Genomic DNA, 21,764 nt, shown 5'->3' with positions numbered 1-21,764 from the left:
TAAGAGACAGAGATGGGTTCGGGGGAGGTGGCGGAGCCGGGGCGAGCGGGCCGCGGGGCCCGGCGGGCCCCGCGGCGACCGGTCAGCCGGTACCGGTGATCATGCCGGCGGCCACGGTGTTGTTGGTCGCCTCGTCGACGAGGATGAAACCGCCGGTGAGCCGGTTGCGGGCGTAGTCGTCGGCGAACAGCGGCTGCGTCACGCGGAGCGAGATGCGGCCGATCTCGTTCAGGCCGAGCGACGTGGCCTCCTCGTCGCGGTGCAGGGTGTTGACGTCCAGGCGGTAGTGGAGATCCTTCACCAGCGCCTTCGCGGTGCGGGTGGTGTGCTTGATCACCAGCTTGGAGCGCGGGCTGAGCGCGCGGTCCGGGGTCATCCAGCAGACCATCGCGTCGATGTCCTGCGCGACCTCGGGACGGTTGTTCGGACGCGCGATCATGTCCCCGCGGGAGATGTCGATGTCGTCGGCCAGGCGCAGCGTCACCGACATCGGCGCGAACGCCTCGTCGACCGGACCGCCCGGCCCGTCGATGTGGCTGATCGTCGTGGTCAGCCCGGACGGCAGGTGCACCACCTCGTCGCCGGGCTTGAGGACGCCGCCCGCGACCTGCCCGGCGTAGCCGCGGTAGTCGTGCAGGTCCGGGTCCGTGGACGCGTGCGGCCGGATCACGTACTGCACCGGGAACCGCACGTCGATCAGGTTCCGGTCGGACGCGATGTGGACGTGCTCCAGGTGGTGCAGCAGCGACGACCCCTCGTACCACGGCATGTTCACGCTGCGCTGCACCACGTTGTCGCCGTGAAGAGCCGAGATGGGGACGAACGTCATGTCCGTCACGTCCAGCTTGGAGGCGAACGCCGTGAACTCGTCCACGATCCGCTCGTAGGTGCCCCGGTCGTAGTCGACCAGGTCCATCTTGTTGACCGCCACGACCAGGTGCGGGACCTGGAGCAGCGTCGTCAGGAACGCGTGCCGCCGCGACTGCTCCAGGATGCCCTTGCGGGCGTCCACGAGGATGATCGCCAGGTCGGCGGTGGAGGCGCCCGTCACCATGTTGCGGGTGTACTGGATGTGCCCGGGTGTGTCGGCGATGATGAACTTGCGGCGCGGCGTCGCGAAGTAGCGGTAGGCGACGTCGATCGTGATGCCCTGCTCCCGCTCGGCGCGCAGCCCGTCGGTCAGCAGCGCCAGGTTCGTGTACTCCTCGCCCCGGTCGACGCTGGTCTTCTCCACCGACTCCAGCTGGTCCTCGAAGATCGACTTCGAGTCGAACAGCAGCCGGCCGATCAGCGTGGACTTGCCGTCGTCGACGCTTCCGGCGGTCGCGAACCGCAGGAGGTCCATCGTCTTGCCCGAGGGCTCCGTCTTGCCCGAGGGCTCCGTCCTGCCCGAGGGCTCGTTGCCGGCCATCAGAAGTAGCCCTCCTTCTTGCGGTCCTCCATCGCGGCCTCACTGGTGCGGTCGTCGGCGCGGGTCTGCCCGCGCTCGGTGATCCGCGTCGCCGCGATCTCCTCGACCACCTGGTCGAGGCTCGTCGCGTTCGACTTCACCGCGCCCGTGCAGGACGCGTCACCGACCGTCCGGTACCGGACGGTCGCCTCGAACTCCGGCTCGTCGTCGCCGCGGTTGGCGAACCCGGTCTGCGCGTCCAGCAGCAGCCCGTCCCGCTCGAACACCCGGCGGGCGTGCGCGAAGTAGATCGACGGGAGCTCCAGCTCCTCGCGCCGCACATAGTCCCAGATGTCCAGTTCCGTCCAGTTGGAGAGCGGAAAGACCCGCACGTGCTCGCCCTGCACGATCCTGGTGTTGAACAGGTTCCACAGCTCCGGGCGCTGGTTCTTCGGATCCCACTGCCCGAACTCGTCGCGGAACGACACCACCCGCTCCTTCGCCCGCGCCTTCTCCTCGTCGCGGCGCGCACCGCCGAACGCGGCGTCGAACTGGTGCTCCTCGATCGCGTCCAGCAGCGTCGTCGTCTGCAGCCGGTTGCGGGACGCGCGGCGGCCCTTCTGCTCCGCCACCCGGCCGCTGTCGATCGAGGCCTGCACCGACGCGACCACCAGCCGGATGCCGGTCTCGGCGACCCGGCGGTCACGGAACTCGATCACCTCGGGGAAGTTGTGCCCGGTGTCGACGTGCATCACCGGGAACGGGATCGGCGCCGGCCAGAACGCCTTCTCGGCCAGCCGCAGCATCACGATGCTGTCCTTGCCGCCCGAGAACAGCAGCACGGGCTTCTCGAACTCGGCCGCCACCTCCCGGAAGATGTGGATCGACTCCGCCTCGAGGACGTCTAGCTGGGACAGCAGATAATCGGAACGCTGCATGGTTCTGGAGCTCTTTTCACGCTTTCTGGCAGATGCAACCGGTGGCACGCGACGGGCGCGCCTTCCACCGGATCGAACGCCGGCCCGCCCCGGTAAAGTCCCGCCGGGACACCGGGCGGGTCAGGGCAGGTCGCCGCTCACTTCCCGGATGCCGGTCAGCAGCGTCGACGCCGACACGGGATGGCACACCAGGATATCCGGGAGTAGAGGGTCCTCCCGGTTGTACTCCAAAACGGACCCGTCGATCCGGGACGCGTGCGCCCCGGCGCCCAGCGCCACCGCCGCCGGCGCGGCCGAATCCCACTCGTACTGGCCGCCCGCGTGGACGTACGCGTCGACCTCGCCGAGCAGCACCGCGGAGATCTTCGCCCCCGCAGAACCGATCGGCACCAGTTCCACATCCATGCCCTCCGAGGGGGGACGACCCCCCACACCCCCCGGAACCGCCTTTTCGACACGCTCGGCCAGCCGTCGCACGAACTCCGGCGGCCGCGTGCGGCTGACCGCGATGCGGAGCTTGCCGGCGTCGGGCGCGGGGACGTGCAGCGGCACCTCACGCGGCGTCGTGCGCCCCGCCTCCGAACCGCCCGTCACGGGGTCGGGCTCCCCCGGGCCGACGCGGACGAGCGACGCGCCTCCGGTCGCGTCCGTCCGGAGCGTCAGGCCCTGCGCCGGGAGCGCCACCGCCCCGGCCACGAGCCGGCCCCCGCCGGACGGGTCGCGCCGCCACAGCGCCACGTGCACGGCCCAGTCGCGGCGGCCCTCCTCGGAGAACTCGCGGGTGCCGTCCAGCGGGTCGACGATCCACACCCGATCGGCCGTGAGCCGCTCGGCGTCGGCGGTGTTGCGGGTGGGGGCACGGTCATCGCCGCGCGACCGCTTGCCCGCGGCCGAGGAACGGCCCTCCTCGGACAGGACGGCGTCGCCGGGGCAGCGCTCGGCCAGCGCCTCCATGAGGTACTCGTGCGCCCGGAGGTCGCCCGTGTCCTTCAGGGCACGCCCGTCGGCGAACCCGACCTCGTCCCGCACGCCCAGCAGCAGACGGCCCGCCGTGCCGGCGAGCTCCGCCGCCAGCAGGTGGTCGTCCGCCCGCCCGGTCTCGCGGGAGGCAGGGGAGGCCGCCCCCTCACGGGCGATACTGTCCGTCATTCCTCGATCACATTCCTGACTGGGATGGTCCGTCCGCTCGATCCACTTTCTCATGCACCGGCGGCGCCGCCGCGCACCAGGGTCGAACCACAGGTCAGCGGCCGGTTCCTGCGGCAAGCTCAGTACGCGCCGGACCCGCGGAGGACCGCCGACCAGGTCTTCCACATGATCTGCAGGTCCAGCGCCAGGGTCCAGTTGTCCACGTACCGCAGGTCGAGCCGCACCGACTCCTCCCACGACAGGTCGGAACGGCCGCTCACCTGCCACAGGCCCGTCAGCCCCGGCTTCACCACCAGCCGCCGGTACACGTCACCGCCGTACTCGGCGACCTCCTCCGGCAGCGGCGGCCGCGGCCCCACCAGCGACATCTCACCGCGCAGCACGTTGAACAGCTGCGGCAGCTCGTCCAGCGAGTACCGGCGCAGCCAGCGGCCGACCCGCGTGATCCTCGGGTCCTCCCGAATCTTGAAGAGCACGCCGTCGTTCTCGTTGCGCTCCATCAGCTCGACCTTGCGGGCCTCGGCGTCCTGCACCATCGTGCGGAACTTCATGACGGTGAACTCCCGGCCGCCGCGCCCCACCCGGTCCTGCCGGAACATCACCGGCCCCGGGCTCGTCATCTTGATCAGAACGGCGACCACCAGCATCAGCGGGCTCAGCAGCACCACCCCGCCCAGCGCGGCCGTGCGGTCGAACAGGCCCTTGAACACCTTCCGGCCGCCGTCCAGCTCGGGATGCTCCACATGCAGCAGCGGCAGCCCCGACACCGGGCGGATCGAGATCCGCGGGCCGGTCACGTCCATCAGCGCCGGCGCGACCACCAGCTCCACGTCGTCGCGCTCGATCTGCCACGCCAGCCGGCGCAGCGCCACCCCGTCCATCTCCGGGCACGCCAGCACCGCGACGGAGTCCGCGCCGATCCGGTCCACCACCGCCGCGGCCTGGGAGAAGTCGCCGAGCACCGGCACGCCCTCCACCTCGGCGACCGCGTCGTCGCCGGACGCCAGCACCGGCGGCAGGCACACCGCCGCGATGTCCATCCCGTGGTAGCGCTTCTGCCGCAGCACCTTGATCAGGTCCTCGACCGACGTCCGGTGCCCCACCGCGACCACGCGCCGCATCCACTCGCCGTTCCAGCGCTTCTTGTGCAGCCACTTGCGCAGCCGGTAGCGGGCCACGAGGTTCAGGAACGTGCCGAGCGGCAGCGCCATCACCACGTACCCCCGCGCGACCTCGGTCTTCGTCGCGTACGCCACGATCGCGACCGTCGCGGTGAGGATGAACCCGGCCCGCAGGACCCGGTGGAACTCCTCGTACCCGACGCCGACGTAGCGCGGCTGGTAGGCCCGGCACAGCATCAGCGTCGGCAGCCACACCACGGGAAGCACCACCGTCAGCGCCACGTACGGCGCGTTCAGCTCGGTCGGCACGCCCGGGAACCGGAGCACGAACGCGATGACGCCGGCCATCAGCATGCTGATGAAGTCCAGGAAGCGCGCGAGCCGGCGGTAGGATCCGCTCCAGTTCGCCGACGACGAGCGCTTGGGCTCATGGCGGATCGATGACTCGGCCTGAACCTTGTCAACGACTGCCATAGACCACTCACCAATCCCGTGTAACGCGCGCAACTTCTGCGCGATTCACACCGAAGACGGTTGAACGTCGCCTGAGGTTCACATACATCGCGGACCTCGTTCGTGACGCATCCTACGATCGCCTTGCCGTGGTCACCGGCCGAATCCGCCGATCGGTGCGGCGGAGCCCGCGAGCGCCGCCGGACGCGGGCGATCGCCCCGCTGGTGCACGCCGTCGCCCGGTCATGTCCGGGCGTCCGGATCCGGTCAGCCCGCGTGGAAGACGTTCTGCGCCGCGTCCAGGCCGTCGGCGATCAGCGCCTCCGCCGCGTCGGCCGCCCGGTCCACCTCCAGGTCCAGGTCCTTGCGCTCGGCCGCCGAGAAGTCCTTCAGCACGAACGCCGCCGCGTCCATCCGCCCCGGGGGTCTCCCGACGCCGAAACGGACCCGCAGGTAGTCACGCGTCCCCAGCGCCTTCGTCACCGAACGCAGCCCGTTGTGGCCGTTGTCACCGCCGCCCCGCTTCAGCCGCACCGCACCGAACGGGATGTCCAGCTCGTCATGGACGACGATCAGCCGTTCCACCGGCACCTTGTAGAAGTCGCACAGCGCCTTCACCGGCCCACCGGACACGTTCATGAACGAGCGCGGCTTCGCCAGCACCGCACGCGCGCCCGCCAGCCGCCCCTCCAGCACGTCCGCCCGCGCCCGGTGCGACCTGAACCTCCCGCCGGCGCGTTCCGCCAGCACGCCCAGCACCATGAACCCGGCGTTGTGCCGGTTCTTCGCGTACGACGGCCCCGGATTGCCCAGCCCGGCCACCAGCCAGAGATCCGCGCTCACCCGAACTCCTCACGCCTCCGAGAACGACATCAAGCCCTCACAACGAGCACGGCCCCCGCCGGTGCGCGCTCGCACACCTGCGGGGGCCGTGAAGGAAACACCGCGGCCGGCTAACCGGCGCACACCGACGCCTCGTTCACCCCGTACCGGCGGTCACTCGGTACCGGCGGCCTCGCCCTCGCCCTCGGCGCTCTCCGGTGCCTCCTCGGCGGCCGCCGCCTCGGGCTCCGGCGCCGCCGACATGGCCGCGTCGAGGATCTGCAGGATCAGCACGTCCTCTTCCGCCGCCAGCGTCGCCCCCGCCGGAAGCTTCAGGTCCTTGGCCAGCAGCTGGCTGTCGATCTCCAGGCCGCTGATGTCCACCTCCACAGACTCGGGGATGTGGGTGGCCTCGGCCTCCACGGAGATCTCCACCGCCGTCTGCGCGAGCTGGCCGCCCGGCACCACATCGCCGACCAGCGCCACCGGCAGTTCCACGACGACCTTCTCGCCGCGCTTCACCAGCAGCAGGTCGACATGCTCCAGGAAACCCTTGATCGGGTCACGCTGGACGTCCTTCGGCAGCGCCAGCTCCGTGCCGTTGCCGAGGCCCTCGATCGTCAGCAGCACGTTCGGCGTCTTCAGCGCCAGCATCAGGTCGTGACCCGGCAGCGAGATGTGCTTCGGGTCGGTGCCGTGACCGTAGAGGACGGCGGGCACCTTGCCGGCGCGGCGGGTGCGCCGCGCGGCACCCTTACCGAACTCGGTGCGCGGCTCGGCGGCAATGCGTACCTCGGACACGGCGAAAACTCCTCATTGTTGCGATCCACGGCCGTCCGGCACCGGACGTCCGCTACGGACAGTTGCGACCCCCGCACACCGGACACGGCGTGCGCCACAAAGATTCTTTACGTTCCCGGGGAGTGCGGCGCCACGACCGGCACCGCACTGACGACCCAGGCATACGCGGGTCAACCAATCCTAGCGGATCCCCGCAACGCACGATCCATCCGGGCGCCGGCCGCCCGCCGGCGCGCGGACCGCCGGCTCAGCTGTGGCCGCCGAAGAGGCTGGTCACCGAGCCGTCGCTGAAGACCTCGTTCATCGCGCGCGCGACCAGGGGCGCGATCGACAGGACGGTCAGCTTGTCGAACTGCTTCTCCTCCGGGATCGGCAGCGTGTTCGTCAGCACCACCTCGGAGATCCGCGAGTTCTTCAACCGGTCCACCGCCGGGCCCGACAGCACGCCGTGCGTCGCCGCGACCACGACCTTGCTCGCGCCGTTCTCGAACAGCGCCTCCGCCGCCTTGATGATCGTCCCGCCGGTGTCGATCATGTCGTCGACGATCACGCAGGTGCGACCCTCCACGGCGCCGACGACGTCGAACACCTTCACCTCGTTCGCGACGTCCGGGTCGCGCTTCTTGTGGATGATCGCCATCGGCACGCCGCCGAGCCGGTCCGACCAGCGCTCGGTCACCCGCACCCGGCCCGCGTCCGGGGCCACCACCGTCACCTGCGAGGTGTCCAGCCGGGTCTCGAAGTGCTGCGCCAGCAGATCCAGCGCGAACAGGTGGTCGACCGGCCCGTCGAAGAAGCCCATGATCTGCGCCGTGTGCAGGTCGACCGTGATCAGCCGGTCCGCCCCCGCGGTCTTGAACAGATCCGCCATCAGCCGCGCCGAGATCGGCTCGCGGCCCCGGTGCTTCTTGTCCTGGCGGGCGTACCCGAAGAACGGCGCCACCACGGTGATCCGCTTGGCCGACGCGCGCTTCAGCGCGTCCACCATGATCAGCTGCTCCATGATCCACTGATTGATGGGAGCGGTGTGGCTCTGGATCACGAAGGCATCGGACCCGCGCACCGACTCCAGGAACCGCACGAACGTCTCACCGTTCGCGAAGTCGTACGCGGACGTCGGCGTGAGCTCGACGTGGAGGTTGTCGGCTACTTCCTTGGCCAGGTCCGGGTGGGCTCGGCCGGTGAAGAGCATCAGCTTCTTCTGACCGCTCGCTTTGATCCCACTCACCTCTGACAACTCCCCCTCAATGGAACTGCGCTTCACGTGGGTTGTTGTCCCCACTCACCGCGCGCCACAAGACTCCGGCGCACGGATGCCTGGTTGTCCGCGCAGGACGCCCTCGTCCTACGCTTCCCCGCGCTGCGGCGGGGCAGTCCTCATCGGACGCGCGCTACGGCGCGTCCTCCGCACGCGCCTCCTGGGCCTCCCGCGCCCGACGCGCCGCCTCCGCCGCCGGCGTCCCCTCCCGGCGGCGCTCGACCCAGCCCTCGACGTTGCGCTGCGGTGCCCGCGCGACCGCCATCGCCCCCGGCGGGACGTCCTTGACGATCACCGAACCGGCCGCGGTGTAGGCTCCGTCGCCCACCGTCACCGGCGCGACGATCATGTTGTCGCTGCCGACCTTCACGTGCGAGCCGATCACGCTGCGGTGCTTCTCGACCCCGTCGTAGTTCACGAACACCGAACTCGCGCCGATGTTGGAGCCCTCGCCGATCTCCGCGTCGCCCACGTACGTCAGGTGCGGCACCTTCGTGCCCTCGCCGATGTCGGCGTTCTTCGTCTCGACGTAGGTCCCGACGCGCGCCTTCCGAGCCAGCCGCGTCCCCGGCCGCAGGTAGGCGTAGGGGCCGACCGAAGCCTCGGGCCCGATCTCCGCCTCCACGCACACCGCGTTGACCACGGACGCGCCCTCGCCGACGCTCGTGTCCGTCAGCGTGCACCCCGGCCCGACCCGGGCGCCCTCGCCCAGATGGGTGCGGCCGTGCAGCTGCGTACCCGGGTGGATCTCCGCGTCCTGGTCCGCGGTCACGTCCACGTCGATCCACGTGGTCGCCGGGTCGATGATCGTGACCCCGGCGCGCATGTGCGCCTCAAGGATCCGGTCGTTCAGCTGCCTCCTGGCCTGCGCGAGCTGGACCTTGTCGTTCACGCCCTGGGTCTCCACCCAGTCGGCCGCCAGATGCGCGCCGGCCCGGTGGCCGTCCCCGCGCAGGATCGCGACCACGTCGGTGAGGTACTCCTCACCCTTGGCGTTGTCGGTGGTCACGCGCTTGAGCGCGTCCGCCAGCAGCGCGCCGTCGAAGGCGTACATGCCGACGTTGATCTCGTTGATGGCCCGCTGCTCTTCGGTCGCGTCCTTGTGCTCCACGATCGCCGCGACGCTCCCGTCCGCGGCCCGGACCATCCGCCCGTAGCCGGTCGCGTCCGGCATCTCCGTCGTCAGGACGGTCGCCGCGTTCCCCTCGTCCTCGTGCGCCCGGACGAGCGCCCGCAGCGTCTCCCCGCGCAGCAGAGGGTGGTCGCCGTTCGTGACGACCACGGTCCCGTCCAGCGCGCCGGTCTGCTCCAGCGCCATGCGCACGGCGTGGCCCGTGCCGCTCTGCTTCTCCTGCACGGCGGACTCGGCGTCCGGCGCCGCCTGGGCGAGATGCTCGACGACCTGCTCGCGCCGGTGCCCGACGACGACCACGAGCCGCTCGGGCTCCAGCTCGCGGGCCGCGGCCAGCACATGGCCGAGCATGCTGCGCCCGCACAGCTCGTGCAGCACCTTCGAGGTACGGGACTTCATCCGGGTGCCCTCGCCCGCGGCGAGAACGATGACGGCGGCCGGGCGGCTCGCAGCGCTCACAAGGAGGCTCCTCGGCATCGCGGACGGGATCGGTTCACAGGTACGCCCACCTGCGCCAACAGGCATGACAGGTCACAGCGCACCCGACACGGGCAGGATACCGCCCATCCCGACCCTGTCACCCCGCCGCCCACCTCGGCGATCTCACCTCGGACCTCTCCGACAGCTCCGGCGCCAGGACTTGAACCTGAACTATGGGTACCAAAAACCCAGGTGCTGCCAATTACACCACGCCGGATCAAAAGAACGGATCGGACACAGCCCCGACCCGACCGGGCCAACGATACCTACTCCCGGACGGGGAAGCCCACCCCATTCCCGAGCGGGAGCGGCCGACCAGGCAGGCCTCAGCGGACCCACCACCGAGCACGACACCGAGCGCCGCGAATGTGTTGGTTTGTCGGGATCGGTTTAGAACGTCTGGTGCGGGCAACCGTCTTGGGTGCCGTCCGGCCCGCGGCCGGGACGAGGCCGGGGTGCGGGTGGTGCATCCGTCTCCACGGAGCCCACGTAGGGGACGGCTGCGACGGCGCCGCCGGATCGGCGGGCGAACCTTTGGCGGGCGTGGAGCGTTCGTCCGGGTGAGGGCCCATCTCGTCCTGCCGCGGCGGCCTGAGAGCCATCTGTTCTTCAAGAGAGTTTTGTGGCCCATGAGGCAGTTTCGTCTTGAATTTACCGTTCGTTATTGTCGAACCTACGGTCGCGTAGGTTACGTTGGCGTAAGTAAGGCTGCCCCTAGTCGCAGGAAGTGGTGACGCATGACGGCTCCAGCCATGGATCCCCCTCGCCCGCAAAGACGTCCAGAGTTCGAGACCGAGCCCCGGGGCAACGCCGAGCGCGTGCTCGTCGCCGTGTTCACCGGTGTGCCGTTCCTGGCCCTGTTCGCGGCGGTACCGCTGGCCTGGGGGACGTTCCTCGGCTGGACGGACATCGCGCTCATGGCGGTGTTCTACGTCCTGTCCGCCGGGGGGATCACGGTCGGGTACCACCGGTACTTCACCCACGGCTCGTTCAAGGCGAAGCGGGGACTGAAGATCTTCATGGCGCTGGCGGGAGGCCTGGCCATGGAGGGACCCATCATCACGTGGGTCGCCGATCACCGGCGGCACCACAAGTACTCCGACAAGGAGATGGACCCGCACTCGCCGTGGCGGTTCGGTGATGACTGGAAGGCGCTGCTGAAGGGCCTGGCGTGGGCGCACTACGGCTGGCTGTTCGACGGCGCCCGGACGTCCAAGCAGCGGTACGCGAAGGATCTGCTCAACGACCGGGACATCAGGCGCATCCATCTGGCGTTCCCGGGCGTGGTGGCGGTGTCGTTCCTGCTGCCGGCCGCCATCGGCGGTCTGGTGACGATGTCATGGGCCGGCTTCCTGACGGCGCTGTTCTGGGCGGGGTTCGTGCGGATCACGCTCGTCCACCACGTCACGTGGTCGATCAACTCGATCTGTCACACGTTCGGCAAGGAGGAATTCGAGGTCCGCGACAAGTCCAGGAACGTGTGGTGGCTGGCGATCCCGTCGCTCGGCGAGTCGTGGCACAACCTGCACCACTCGGACCCGACGTGCGCACGTCACGGCGTCCTGAAGGGGCAGATCGACATCAGCGCCCGCATCATCTGGACGTTCGAGAAGCTGGGGCTGGCGTACGACGTGCGGTGGCCGAACGATGACCGGCTGGCGGCGAAACGTACCAAGCAGACGGTTTGACCACCACAATTGATTTCGTGACAGAACCCGCTCCCAGGCCCCGCAGAAAGCGGATGACCGGTAAAGAACGGCGCGAGCAGCTCCTCGACATCGGCCGGTCGCTGTTCGCCGCCCGCGGCCTCGACGGCACGTCGGTCGAGGAGATCGCCTCCGCGGCCGGGGTGTCGAAGCCCGTGGTGTACGAGCACTTCGGTGGCAAGGAAGGGCTGTACGCGGTCGTCGTCGACCGGGAGTTCGAGAGCCTGCTGAGGCTCGTGACCGAGTCGCTGAACTCGGCGATCCACTACCGCGGGAAGCTGGAGAAGGCCGCGCTGGCGCTGCTGCAGTACATCGAGGAGAACCCGGACGGGTTCCGGATCCTCGTGCGGGACTCCCACGGCGGCACCGGCACCGGCAGTTACGCCAGCCTGCTGAGTGAGATCGCCGGCGAGGTCGAGTACGTGCTCGCCCAGGAGTTCGACCGGCGCGAGTACGACGACAGGTTCGCGCCCATGTACGCGCAGATGCTGGTCGGCATGGTGGCGATGACGGGCCAGTGGTGGCTGGACGTCCGCAAGCCGCGCCGGGAGGACGTTGCCGCCCACGTCGTGAATCTCGCGTGGAACGGCCTGTCGGGTCTGGAGCCCCGGCCGTCGCTGGACCCGCGGCGCCGCCGCAAGGAGCTGGAGCGCCGGGAGAAGCGGGCGGAGAAGGCGGCCGCCAAGGCGGAGAGGGCCGAGGAGAAGGCCGCGGCGCGGGCGGAGAAGGCGCAGCGGCGGGGACGGCGCGATCTGGACGGGCTCGCCGACCCGTCGGCCTGAACCCGCGTGCCCGGACGACACGCGGATGGCGGGCCCTGAATGACAACCGGTGACCGCCCGGAGTTCGTCCGGGCGGCCACCGGCCAGGGGTCGCCGGCTTCGGGTTGCGAGGCCGGGATTCGCCGGACACCGCCCGCCGGCCGAGCTTGCACACCGCAGGGGAACGAGTAGCTTCCCTCGGCCTGGCGGGCGACGTCCCGTCTCTGGGGTGTGGCCGTCTATGGGGTTGTGGCGATCACGAAGATCCTCCGGAACGGGTACACGGTGCCGTAGGGGGCGGCGGGGTAGGCCTGCCGGAGCTCCGCCCGGTAGGCGCTGAGGAACTCGTCCGTCTCGGCGGGGTCGAGGGCGGACAGGACGGGGCGCAGGGCCGTGCCCTTGACCCATTCGAGGACGGGGTCGTCGCCGTGGAGGACCTGCGTGTAGGTGGTCTCCCAGGCGTCGACGGCGCACCCGTGGCGGGTGAGGAGGTCGAGGTAGCCGGCCGGCCCGAGGACGGGGGCGTCGCGCTGGAGGGCTCCGAGCTTGCGGCGCCACCTGTCCGAGCGGCCCAGTTCCCGGAGGATGACGTGGCTGGGCGCGTCGTGGTTGCCGGGCACCTGGAAGGCGAGCCGCCCACCCGGCGCCAGGGCGTCGGCCCACCGGGTCAGGAGTTCGGTGTGCCCGGGGATCCACTGCAGGACGGCGCTGCTGATGATGAGGTCGACGGAGCGCTCGGGACGCCACGCGGTGACGTCCGCGACCCGGAAGGCGAGCCGTCCGGGGATCTCCCGCCCGCGGGCCTGGGCGATCATCTCGGGCGAGCTGTCGAGGGCCTCGACGACCGCGCCGGGCCAGCGGGCGGCGAGGGTGGCGGTGAGTTCGCCGGTTCCGCATCCGAGGTCGGCGACGCGCGCGGGGGCGGGGTCGCCGAGGCGCGCGACGAGGTCGGCGAACGGCCTGGCGCGCTCGTCGCCGAAGATCCCGTACTGGGCGGGATCCCACCCGGCGGCTGCTTGTCTCGACATCAAGAGAGAGCATGCCCCACCCGTATCTTGATGTCAAGAATCCTCCCGGCCCTAGGTAACGGCCCTAGGTCGGTTGACGGATGCCGTCGCGGGCGGGGCGTCTTTAAGGTCTGTGTCATGGAACTCAGCGAAAGCCGGGAGCGCTGGTGTGACGAGAGGCCCTGGAGGCGTTCGGGGAGAATGCCGGTGATGTGACGCTGGGCACCGGTCTACCGGGAGGGGCCCGGCAGACGGAGGAGGCGGCGGAGCGGATCGGGGCGGCCGGTGTGTCTCGATATCAAGACAGGTAGGGTGTCGCCATGCGGGATGAGGTCGACCGGCTGGTCGAGGCGTGGCACAACGAGCGGCCGGACCTGGACGTCCGGCCGCTGCAGGTCCTGAGCCGCGTCTCACGGCTGGCCCGGCACCTCGACCGCGCCCGGCGCGCGGTGTTCATCGACCACGACCTGGAGTCGTGGGAGTTCGACGTGCTGACCGCGCTGCGCCGGGCCGGAGACCCGTACGAGCTGAGCCCGGGGCGGCTGCTGCGGGCGACGCTGGTGACGTCCGGCACCATGACGAACCGCATCGACCGGCTCGCGGCGGCGGGCCTCGTGGAGCGGCATCCCGACCCGCAGGACAAGCGCGGCGTCCTGGTCCGCCTGACCGGCGCGGGCCGGACCCGCGTGGACGCCGCGTTCGCCGACCTGCTGGAGCGGGAGCAGGCCATCCTGGACAGCCTCAGTTCCGACCAGCGCGACGTGCTCGCGGGCCTCCTGCGCACGCTCCTGGTCCCGTTCGACAGCGACACCGAACGGCACTAGGCCGCGCTCAGGCCAGCGCCGTGTTCAGGACAGGCCGCGCTCAGGCCAGCGCCGCCTCCAGTGCGGCGGCGATGCCGCAGAGGCGCTCTTCGCCGCCGGCCGGGCCGATGAGCTGGACGGACGTCGGCAGGTGCGATCCCGGCAGCGGCACGGGCAGCGCGAACGCCGGCAGTCCGGCGACGTTGATCTGTCCCGCGAGCGCGGTGAGGACGAGGTCGGACTCGTCCGCCTCGTCCGGCTCGGGGGGAACGCAGGTCAGCGTGGGCAGCGCGATCACGGCGTGGCGTTCGAGGATTCCGTCCAGCTCGGCCCTGATCGCCTTCCTGACGCCCAGCGCCCAGTCGAGCATTCCGGCCCCGGACACGTCGCCCATGGTCTGGATGCGGCGGTGGATGCGCCCGCTCAGCGTGGACGGGTCGTCGAGAAGGTGCCGGTTCTGCCGGAACCCCTCATCGCTGCCGATGATGCCGTTGGCCGTGGCGGCGTCCGCGTAGTGCGCGGACGTGACGTCGGTGATCGGGCCGAGCCTGCGCAGCGCGTCGTCGACGGCGGCGTCGATCGCGGGGTCCACGCCGTCCACGCGGAGGCGGGCGACCGTCGCGGACGGGTCGAACGGGGCGGGCGCGAACCCGGGCTCGATCAGGCTCATGCCGAGCACGACGCCGGCGACGTCGCGTCCCATCGGCCCGACGATGTCGAGGGTCGGCGACAGCGGATGCACGCCGTCGAGGGGGACGCGGCCGTTGGTGGTCTTCAGCCCGGCGATGCCGCAGCACGCGGCGGGGATGCGGACCGACCCGGACGTGTCGGTGCCGAACGCGACGTCGGCCTCCCCCGTCGCGACGGCGACGGCGGAGCCGCTGGACGAGCCGCCCGGCACACGGGACGGGTCGAGCGGGTTCACCGGCGTGCCCGCCCACGGGTTGACGCCGTCGGCGGCCATGCACAGCTCGTTGAGGTTGGCCTTCCCGGTGACGCGTGCGCCCTGAGCGCGGGCGGAGGCGACGACGGGCGCGTCGGCCGCGGCGGGTACGGCGCGTTCGGCGACGGCCTGGCAGCCCGCGGTGGTGGGCAGCCCGGCGACGTCGATGGCGTCCTTGACGGCGAGCCGCGGGCCGTCACCGGGCTCGTCCGTCTTGATGATCCATGTCGTCATCCGGGGATCATCCCTGGTACGACCTGGAGATCTCCACTCACGGTCCTGTCAGCCGAGATCCTCGGCGAGCATGAGCCACTCCTCCTCGACGCCGGCGGCCTCCGCCTGGATCTCCTTCAGCCTGCCGTCCAGCTCCTGGAGCTTGGCGTAGTCGGTGGCGTGCGCCGCCAGCCGCTCGTGGAGTTCGGCCTCCTGCCGGGTGAGCTTCTCCAGGCGGCGTTCGAGCCTGTCGAGTTCCTTGCGGGCCTTCCAGTCCTGCCCGCCGCCCTTGGGTTTCGCGGGCGCCGGCGCGACCTTCTCCGAAGGGGTGGCCGGCGTCTCGCCGGGGCGCGCGGGCTTGGGGCCGGGCTTGGGGGCGCCGCCGGCGGCGCGGCGTTCCAGGTACTCGTCCACGCCTCCCGGCAGCATCGACACGCGGCCGTCGCCGAGCAGCGCCACGACGTGGTCGGTGATGCGTTCCAGGAAGTAGCGGTCGTGGCTGACGACGACCAGGGTGCCGGGCCAGCCGTCCAGGAGGTCCTCGACCTCGGTGAGCGTCTCGATGTCGAGGTCGTTCGTGGGCTCGTCGAGAAGCAGGACGTTGGGTTCGCCCATGAGGAGGCGGAGGATCTGCAGGCGGCGCCGTTCACCGCCGGACAGGTCGCCGACGGGCGTCCACTGGCGGTCGCCCTGGAAGCCGAGGCGTTCGAGGAGCTGGCTCGCCGTCCAGTCGCGCTTGCCGACGGTGATGCGGCGGCGGATCTCCTCCACCGACTCCAGGACGCGGCGGGACGGGTCCAGTTCCTCCAGGTTCTGCGACAGATGCGCCAGCTGGACGGTCTTGCCCTGCACGACCTTCCCCGAGACCGGCGAGACGGACCCGTCGAGCAGGCGGAGCAGCGTGCTCTTGCCGCTGCCGTTGACGCCGACCAGGCCGACGCGGTCGCCCGGGCCGAGACGCCAAGTCATCCGCTCGAAGATCGTACGCCGCGTCCCGTCCTCGGCCTCGCCGAGTTCGACCGTCGCGTCCTCCACGTCGTAGACGGTCTTGCCGAGCCGCGCGGTCGCGAACCGGGTCAACTCCACGGCGTCGCGCGGCGGCGGCTCGTCGGCGATCAGGGCCTGCGCGGCGTCGACCCGGAACTTGGGCTTGGACGTGCGGGCCTGCGGGCCGCGCCGCAGCCACGCCAGTTCCTTGCGGAGCAGGTTCTGCCGTTTGGCCTCGGTGGCGGCGGCGATCCGGGCGCGCTCGGCCTTCGCCAGGACGTAGGCGGAGTAGCCGCCCTCGTAGCGTTCGACACGGCCGTCGACGACCTCCCAGGTCCGCTCGGTGACCTCGTCGAGGAACCAGCGGTCGTGGGTGACGACGAGCAGCGCCGTTCCGCGGCCCTTCAGATGCCGGGCGAGCCAGTCGATCGCCTCGATGTCGAGGTGGTTGGTCGGCTCGTCCAGCAGCAGCAGGTCGGACTCGGGGACCAGCAGCCGGGCCAGCGCGACGCGGCGGCGCTCGCCCCCCGACATGCCCGCGAGCGGCGCATCCAGGTCGAGGTCGGCGATCAGGCCGCCGAGGACGTCCCGGGCGCGGACGTCGCCCGCCCACTCGTGCTCGGCGCGGTCGCCGAGCACGACGGACCGGACGGTCGCGCCCTCCGGGAACTCGTCCCGCTGGGTCAGGAAGCCGAGGCGCAGTCCGCGCGCATGGGTGACGCGCCCGGCGTCGGGTCCGGTCTCCCGCGCGACGACGGACACCAGGGTGCTCTTGCCGCCCCCGTTGCGGCCGACGACACCGACGCGGTCGCCCTCGTCCAGGCCGAGGGACACCGCGTCGAGCAGCGGTTTCGGCCCGTAGGCCTTGGCGACGTTCTCAAGATTGATCAGATTCACGGCGCCACCCAGCCTAGTGAGTGCCGCCAGTGGTCAGTGCCGGGGATCAGGGGCCGGGCGGCGGCCCCGGCGGGCCGTACCCAGGCCGGCCGGGCGGGGCCTGCCCAGGTGGCCCGTATCCCCCGTACGCGGGCGGAGGGTCCTGCTTCTTGCGGCTCGACGACGTGGCGACGATCACGACCACGACGACCAGGACCGCGAGCACCACGACCACAAGGAAGATCGCACCCAGCAGGACAATGCTCGACATTTGACGGCCTCACACGGGGGGACGGAAGCTCAGCGCACGGCGGATGGCGGGGTCGTCCCGCCCTCGGTCCGTGTGGCCAGGCTAGCGCCCTGCGGCCGCGGCGGGGCGACGGCGCCGGGCGCGTTGCGGCGGATGGCGCGGTCGCGGCGCACGGCCAGCAGGACGAGCGTCGCCATCATCGCGATCGCCACCAGGCCCAGCAGCCCCGTCAGGTACGTCATCGGTCACCTCGCCGGAGGGAATCGGTGTCACAGGTAGAGGACGCCCGCCCCGGGTACGAAGTTCGCTTGTGTGACGAGCGCACCTACCCCGCCCGCCTGCCGCCCCGCGCCCGCCGGGGCGCCGCGGGGTCACACCACCGTCGCGCCGGGGACGGGGCCGGACGCCCGGAGCACCTGCGCGGCGAGGCCGGTACCGTCCAGCGCGCTCGCGAGGTCGGCCGCGTCCTCCTCGGTCTCGGCGAGGAACGCGCAGGTGGGGCCGGAGCCGGAGACGAGCGCGCCGGCCGCGCCGAGGTCGCGTCCCGCGTCCAGCACGCGGCCCAGCGACGGCCGCAGGGACAGGGCGGCGGGCTCCAGGTCGTTGGTGAGCGCGGTGGCGAGGCCCTTGGCGTCGCCGGTGGCGAGCGCGGTCATGAGCTCCTCGGAGACGCCCGGCCGGGGCGGCGGCTCTCCCTGCTCCTCGCGGAGCCGGTCGCACTCGGCGTAGACGGCGGGGGTGGACAGGCCGCCGCCCGCGGTCGCGAACACCCAGTGGAAGGTTCCGCGGGTGAGCGCGGAGGTGAGCCGCTCGCCGCGTCCGACACCGACCGCGGTGCCGCCGAGGACGGCGAACGGCACGTCGCTTCCGATCTCCGCGCCGAGTTCCATGAGGTCGTCGCGGGTGAGGGCGGGATCGTCCCGGTCGTCCCACAGCCGGGCGCAGGCGACCAGCGCCGCGGCGGCGTCGGCGCTGCCGCCCGCCATTCCGCCCGCGACGGGGATGGCCTTGCGGATCCGGAGCGCGACCCGCGGCTCGACGCCCAGCCGCGCGGCGACGAGCCCGGCGGCCTTGGCCGCGAGGTTGTCGTCTCCCGTGGGGACGCCCCCGATGTCCACCCGCGAGTACGGAGCGGCCTGGACGCGGACTTCCAGCCGCTCCGCGTGCACGGCGGTGACCTCGTCGAACAGGGACACGGCGTGAAAGACGTTGACGAGGCCGTGGTAGCCGTCGTCGCGGATCGGCCCCACGCCGAGTTGGAGATTGACCTTGGCCGGGACGCGTACGGTCACTGCGCTCACGCGGAAACCCTACGGCCTAAGAGCATTTCCGGGGGGTCTGGGGGGTCGCCCCCCAGAATGAAACGCATTTCCGGGGGGTCTGGGGGGTCGCCCCCCAGAATGAAACGCATTTCCGGGGGGACTGGGGGGTCGCCCCCCCAGAACGAACCGCACTTCCGGGGGTCTGGGGGGCCGCCCCTCCAAAACGAAGAGCATTTCCGAGGGGGCTGTGGGGGTTCTCGGTCAGCCGCCGCTCATGACGGGGAGGTTGCGGGGGTTGAAGTAGGGGGTCGTGGCAAGTTCGCGGAGCGCCGACATCGCGTGGTCGTCGCCGGTCACCGAGAAGGAGCGGCGCCTGTCGCGGGCGTTCTCGGCCCGCTCGTCGGAGTTGAAGTAGACGACGGCCTTGACCTGGGGGTCCTGGAGCGTCTTGGCCGCCTCGCGGAGCCATTCGGCGCGGCGCTCACCGTAGGACCTCGGGACGCCGAACTCGGCGACCATGATGGGCTTGGGGCGTTCCCGCGCCCACTGCAGGAACAGCTTCAGGGCCTCCGACAGGTCGCGGTAGTCGTAGTCGCCGCCCGGCTGGGCATCGGCGCAGATCCAGTCGACGTGGTCGTCGCCGGGGTAGAAGGCGCCCGCGTCGGCGCCGCCGAAGCCGCGGGCGGTGGGGCACCACACCCAGGCGACGTTGTGGACCCGCTCCCGCTGGAAGATCTCCCGCATGTGCTTCCACGCGGCGACGAAGTCCTTGGGCGAGTGGACGCGCTTGCGGGCCGACGCGGCGTCCATGTCCCGCGACCAGCGCAGGAAGATCGGCTTGCCCAGCGCCTTGACGGCGCGGGCGCGCCGCTGGATCAGCTCGTCGTGCTCACCCTGGACGATCTGCCGGGTGTCGGCGCCGCCCCAGGTCAGCAGCAGGTGGCGGTCGCCGTCCGTGACCGACTTCTCGAGTGCGCCGGGGAACTCGGACGTCCACCCCCGGTAGCTCTGCACGATGTCGAGCTGCCGTCCGAGTTCGTGCTCGAAGCCGGCGAGAGGCTCCATGGGGGGCTTGTCGGCGTTCTCTCCGGGCAGCGAGCCGGACGGGGATGCGGAAGGGTCACCGGAGGGATCCCCGGACGGCTCCCCGGACGGCTTCTCGGCTCCCTCGCCGTCCTCCGGCGGGACCCAGGCTCCGAAGTAGGCGCCCTCCTTCGGAGGGACCGGCGCCACACCCGCGCGCGCCGTCGTCGTGATCTTCGGTGCCGCGCCCGCGCCGTTACCGCAGCCCGCCGCCACCGTCGCGATCATCGCCGCGGTGGCGAGCAGCGCCGTACCCACGATCGGCAACCTCGCCCGCGCCGTCCGCGAACGCGCCTTCACCATCGACCTCCGCTCGTCACCGGACCGGCCGCCCTGCGGACCGGTTCCGTGCCCCCTGACGGAATTGTCCGCCCTGTCCAGTTCGTAAGACGCCTTCGTCACGCGCCTTCGTCACGCGTCCTAGGGAGCGTGGGGATCAACTCCCCGGCCTGAAGGACCATACTCGGCAATCCGCGCGAAGGCGGCCACGTCCAGAGCTTCGCCCCTCGCCCGGGGATCGACGCCCGCGGCGCGCAGCGCCTCCTCGGCGGCGGCCGCGGATCCGGCCCAGCCCGCGAGCGCGGCCCGGAGGGTCTTGCGGCGCTGCGCGAACGCCGCGTCGATCACCGCGAACACCTGCTCGCGGGTCGCCGCGGTCGGCGGCGGCTCGCGCCGGGTGAACGCGACGAGGCCCGAGTCCACGTTCGGCGCGGGCCAGAACACCGCGCGGCCGACGGCCCCGGCACGGCGGGCGTCCCCGTACCAGGCGAGTTTCACCGACGGCACGCCGTAGATCTTGCCGCCCGGCCGGGCGGCCATCCGGTCGGCGACCTCGGCCTGCACCAGGACGAGCGCGGACCGCAGCGACGGCAGGGTGGCCAGCAGGTGCAGAACGACGGGTACCGCGACGTTGTAGGGCAGGTTCGCGACGAGCGCCGTCGGGTCCGGCCCCGGCACGTGTGTGATCTTCATCGCGTCGGCGTGCACCACCTCCAGCCGCGCCGCGCGATCAGGGGCCCGTGCCGCGACGGTGGCGGGCAGTTCGGCGGCGAGCGCCCCGTCGATCTCCACCGCGACGACCCGCCCGGCCCGCTCCAGCAGCGCCAGCGTCAGCGACCCCAGACCGGGGCCGACCTCGATGACGACGTCGTCCGGGGACGGCTCCGCGGCCCGGGCGATCCGCCGGACGGTGTTGGCGTCGATGACGAAGTTCTGCCCGAGCGTCTTCGTCGGCCTGATGCCGAGCCGCTCCGCCAGTGCCCGCACGTCCGCCGGCCCGAGCAGGCCCGATGTCTCCCCCACAGGGCAAGTGTCCCAGTTCAGGAGAACAGGAACTTCCCGCAGTTGGGCCACTGCCCCTGCCAGCGCCCGTCCACCTTCTTGTAGAGGAGCTGCGCCCGGTAGGTCTGCTCGCCCGAGCTGGCGTCGGACGGCCTGCCGCTGCCGCCGACGGACTGCCAGGTCTGCATGGAGAACTGGTAGAGCCCGTAGTATCCGGCCGGGTTCACGGCCTTCGGGTTGCCGCCCGACTCGCACTCGGCCAGGCCCGCCCAGTTGAGCCCCGCGGCCGCGCCGCCGCCCGACGGTTTCGGGCCGACGGCGACGATCTCCGCGCGCGGCTTGCGCTTGACCTTCTGGTCGAGGATCTTCCTGACCTTCTTGGTCTTGCCGTTCTTGCCCTTGCGCGGGACGTACGCCCATTTCACGATCTTGATGCCGGAGCGGCCCTCGCGCAGCACCTTCTCGCTGAAGGGCGCCACCGAGGAACTCTTCTTACGGACCGTCTTGGCGGGCGTCTTGACGACCTTCAGCTTCGGTTTCGACAGCAGTCGCACGATCTTCACCGTCTGCCCGGCGGGCTGGGCGGCCGCCGGTTCGACCAGGTCGTACCGGCCGAGCTTGATGCCCGCCTGGTCGAGGACCTGCTGGACGGTGGTGCCGGTCGTCATCGTCTCGGTCTTCTTGCCGTCGACCACGACGACGACCTTGCGCGGCGGCGGGGGGCTGGTGGCCGGCGCGTCCGCGGCGGCCTTGTTCTGCGGACCCGCCGACTCGTCACCGCCGCAGCCGGTCGCCAGCAGCGCCGCCACGACCAGGACGGGGACGGCGGGGGCCAGCGAAGCTCGACGCAGGGGGTTCACGGGGATTCCTCCAGGAAGCCGGGCTAGGGGGCGCCCGTTCAAAGGCCAGAGATTAGAGCCCCCGGCCGGTCCTCCGCCACCTCATCGCGTACATGGATCCCTCCGGACCCGTAGAAACCACCACAAACAGCGACGGATCGGGGGTAGAGCGCTAGGCTGCCGCGTCATGGTCCGGCGGATCGCCTCGG

General features: G+C 71.3%; 20 protein-coding genes and 1 tRNA gene. 3 read left to right on the top strand and 18 right to left on the bottom strand.

Annotated features, from left to right (window positions below):
- Window positions 1–82: 82 nt before the first annotated feature.
- From E1281_RS09780 to E1281_RS09740, 9 genes are all read right to left on the bottom strand, one after another.
- Window positions 83–1,345, bottom strand: coding sequence for a GTP-binding protein (locus tag E1281_RS09780; protein ID WP_131876962.1), 1,263 nt, complete (start codon window positions 1,343–1,345; stop codon window positions 83–85).
- Between the two features lie 65 nt (window positions 1,346–1,410).
- Window positions 1,411–2,328 (bottom strand): sulfate adenylyltransferase subunit CysD, encoded by a 918-nt coding sequence (gene cysD, locus E1281_RS09775; protein ID WP_131876954.1) that lies wholly within the window; start codon window positions 2,326–2,328, stop codon window positions 1,411–1,413.
- Between the two features lie 120 nt (window positions 2,329–2,448).
- The gene (locus tag E1281_RS09770) at window positions 2,449–3,477 is read right to left on the bottom strand and encodes a 3'(2'),5'-bisphosphate nucleotidase CysQ (RefSeq protein WP_131876953.1); all 1,029 of its coding nucleotides are present in this window, start codon (window positions 3,475–3,477) and stop codon (window positions 2,449–2,451) included.
- A gap of 119 nt (window positions 3,478–3,596) precedes the next feature.
- Window positions 3,597–5,072: a sugar transferase gene (locus E1281_RS09765; protein ID WP_131876952.1), complete on the bottom strand. Its 1,476-nt coding sequence runs from the start codon at window positions 5,070–5,072 to the stop codon at window positions 3,597–3,599.
- A gap of 246 nt (window positions 5,073–5,318) precedes the next feature.
- Window positions 5,319–5,894: an aminoacyl-tRNA hydrolase gene (pth, locus tag E1281_RS09760; protein WP_131876951.1), complete on the bottom strand. Its 576-nt coding sequence runs from the start codon at window positions 5,892–5,894 to the stop codon at window positions 5,319–5,321.
- 153 nt (window positions 5,895–6,047) lie between these two features.
- The gene (locus E1281_RS09755; protein WP_131876950.1) at window positions 6,048–6,674 is read right to left on the bottom strand and encodes a 50S ribosomal protein L25/general stress protein Ctc; all 627 of its coding nucleotides are present in this window, start codon (window positions 6,672–6,674) and stop codon (window positions 6,048–6,050) included.
- Window positions 6,675–6,921: 247 nt separating this feature from the next.
- Window positions 6,922–7,902, bottom strand: a complete 981-nt coding sequence (locus E1281_RS09750) for a ribose-phosphate diphosphokinase (RefSeq protein WP_131876949.1) — start codon at window positions 7,900–7,902, stop codon at window positions 6,922–6,924.
- Window positions 7,903–8,065: 163 nt separating this feature from the next.
- Entirely contained in the window at window positions 8,066–9,523 is a 1,458-nt protein-coding gene (glmU, locus tag E1281_RS09745; RefSeq protein ID WP_279433599.1) for a bifunctional UDP-N-acetylglucosamine diphosphorylase/glucosamine-1-phosphate N-acetyltransferase GlmU, read from the bottom strand.
- Window positions 9,524–9,689: 166 nt separating this feature from the next.
- Window positions 9,690–9,761: transfer RNA gene (locus tag E1281_RS09740), tRNA-Gln, on the bottom strand.
- Between the two features lie 535 nt (window positions 9,762–10,296).
- On the opposite strand from E1281_RS09740, the gene E1281_RS09735 reads away from it, so the two are divergent.
- Window positions 10,297–11,232: an acyl-CoA desaturase gene (locus tag E1281_RS09735; RefSeq protein WP_243716763.1), complete on the top strand. Its 936-nt coding sequence runs from the start codon at window positions 10,297–10,299 to the stop codon at window positions 11,230–11,232.
- 53 nt (window positions 11,233–11,285) lie between these two features.
- Entirely contained in the window at window positions 11,286–12,032 is a 747-nt protein-coding gene (locus E1281_RS09730) for a TetR/AcrR family transcriptional regulator (RefSeq protein ID WP_207943195.1), read from the top strand.
- A 218-nt stretch (window positions 12,033–12,250) separates the two neighbouring features.
- Here the strand turns inward: E1281_RS09730 and E1281_RS09725 are convergent, their stop codons facing one another.
- Window positions 12,251–13,039 (bottom strand): trans-aconitate 2-methyltransferase, encoded by a 789-nt coding sequence (locus E1281_RS09725; RefSeq protein ID WP_131876946.1) that lies wholly within the window; start codon window positions 13,037–13,039, stop codon window positions 12,251–12,253.
- 299 nt (window positions 13,040–13,338) lie between these two features.
- On the opposite strand from E1281_RS09725, the gene E1281_RS09720 reads away from it, so the two are divergent.
- Entirely contained in the window at window positions 13,339–13,842 is a 504-nt protein-coding gene (locus E1281_RS09720) for a MarR family transcriptional regulator (RefSeq protein WP_131876945.1), read from the top strand.
- Window positions 13,843–13,882: 40 nt separating this feature from the next.
- Here the strand turns inward: E1281_RS09720 and E1281_RS09715 are convergent, their stop codons facing one another.
- The 8 genes from E1281_RS09715 to E1281_RS09680 form a co-directional block, all read right to left on the bottom strand.
- Window positions 13,883–14,998 carry an amidase gene (locus tag E1281_RS09715; RefSeq protein WP_131876944.1) on the bottom strand — a complete coding sequence of 372 codons (1,116 nt, stop codon included), beginning with the start codon at window positions 14,996–14,998 and terminating at the stop codon, window positions 13,883–13,885.
- Between the two features lie 48 nt (window positions 14,999–15,046).
- Entirely contained in the window at window positions 15,047–16,861 is a 1,815-nt protein-coding gene (locus E1281_RS09710) for an ABC-F family ATP-binding cassette domain-containing protein (RefSeq protein ID WP_131876943.1), read from the bottom strand.
- 46 nt (window positions 16,862–16,907) lie between these two features.
- Window positions 16,908–17,111, bottom strand: a complete 204-nt coding sequence (locus E1281_RS09705; RefSeq protein WP_131876942.1) for a hypothetical protein — start codon at window positions 17,109–17,111, stop codon at window positions 16,908–16,910.
- A gap of 29 nt (window positions 17,112–17,140) precedes the next feature.
- On the bottom strand, window positions 17,141–17,332 hold the full coding sequence (locus tag E1281_RS09700) for a hypothetical protein (RefSeq protein ID WP_131876941.1): 192 nt from the start codon (window positions 17,330–17,332) through the stop codon (window positions 17,141–17,143).
- Between the two features lie 129 nt (window positions 17,333–17,461).
- The gene (locus E1281_RS09695; RefSeq protein ID WP_207943196.1) at window positions 17,462–18,382 is read right to left on the bottom strand and encodes a 4-(cytidine 5'-diphospho)-2-C-methyl-D-erythritol kinase; all 921 of its coding nucleotides are present in this window, start codon (window positions 18,380–18,382) and stop codon (window positions 17,462–17,464) included.
- A 231-nt stretch (window positions 18,383–18,613) separates the two neighbouring features.
- The gene (locus E1281_RS09690) at window positions 18,614–19,693 is read right to left on the bottom strand and encodes a hypothetical protein (protein WP_243716761.1); all 1,080 of its coding nucleotides are present in this window, start codon (window positions 19,691–19,693) and stop codon (window positions 18,614–18,616) included.
- Between the two features lie 162 nt (window positions 19,694–19,855).
- Window positions 19,856–20,737 carry a 16S rRNA (adenine(1518)-N(6)/adenine(1519)-N(6))-dimethyltransferase RsmA gene (gene rsmA / locus E1281_RS09685; RefSeq protein ID WP_131876939.1) on the bottom strand — a complete coding sequence of 294 codons (882 nt, stop codon included), beginning with the start codon at window positions 20,735–20,737 and terminating at the stop codon, window positions 19,856–19,858.
- Between the two features lie 17 nt (window positions 20,738–20,754).
- The gene (locus E1281_RS09680; RefSeq protein WP_243716759.1) at window positions 20,755–21,576 is read right to left on the bottom strand and encodes a resuscitation-promoting factor; all 822 of its coding nucleotides are present in this window, start codon (window positions 21,574–21,576) and stop codon (window positions 20,755–20,757) included.
- Window positions 21,577–21,764 lie beyond the last annotated feature (188 nt).

The organism is Actinomadura sp. KC345, from assembly GCF_004348515.1.
In the GTDB taxonomy this organism is placed as follows: domain Bacteria; phylum Actinomycetota; class Actinomycetes; order Streptosporangiales; family Streptosporangiaceae; genus Spirillospora.
This window is presented reverse-complemented; position numbering and strand designations above follow the sequence as displayed.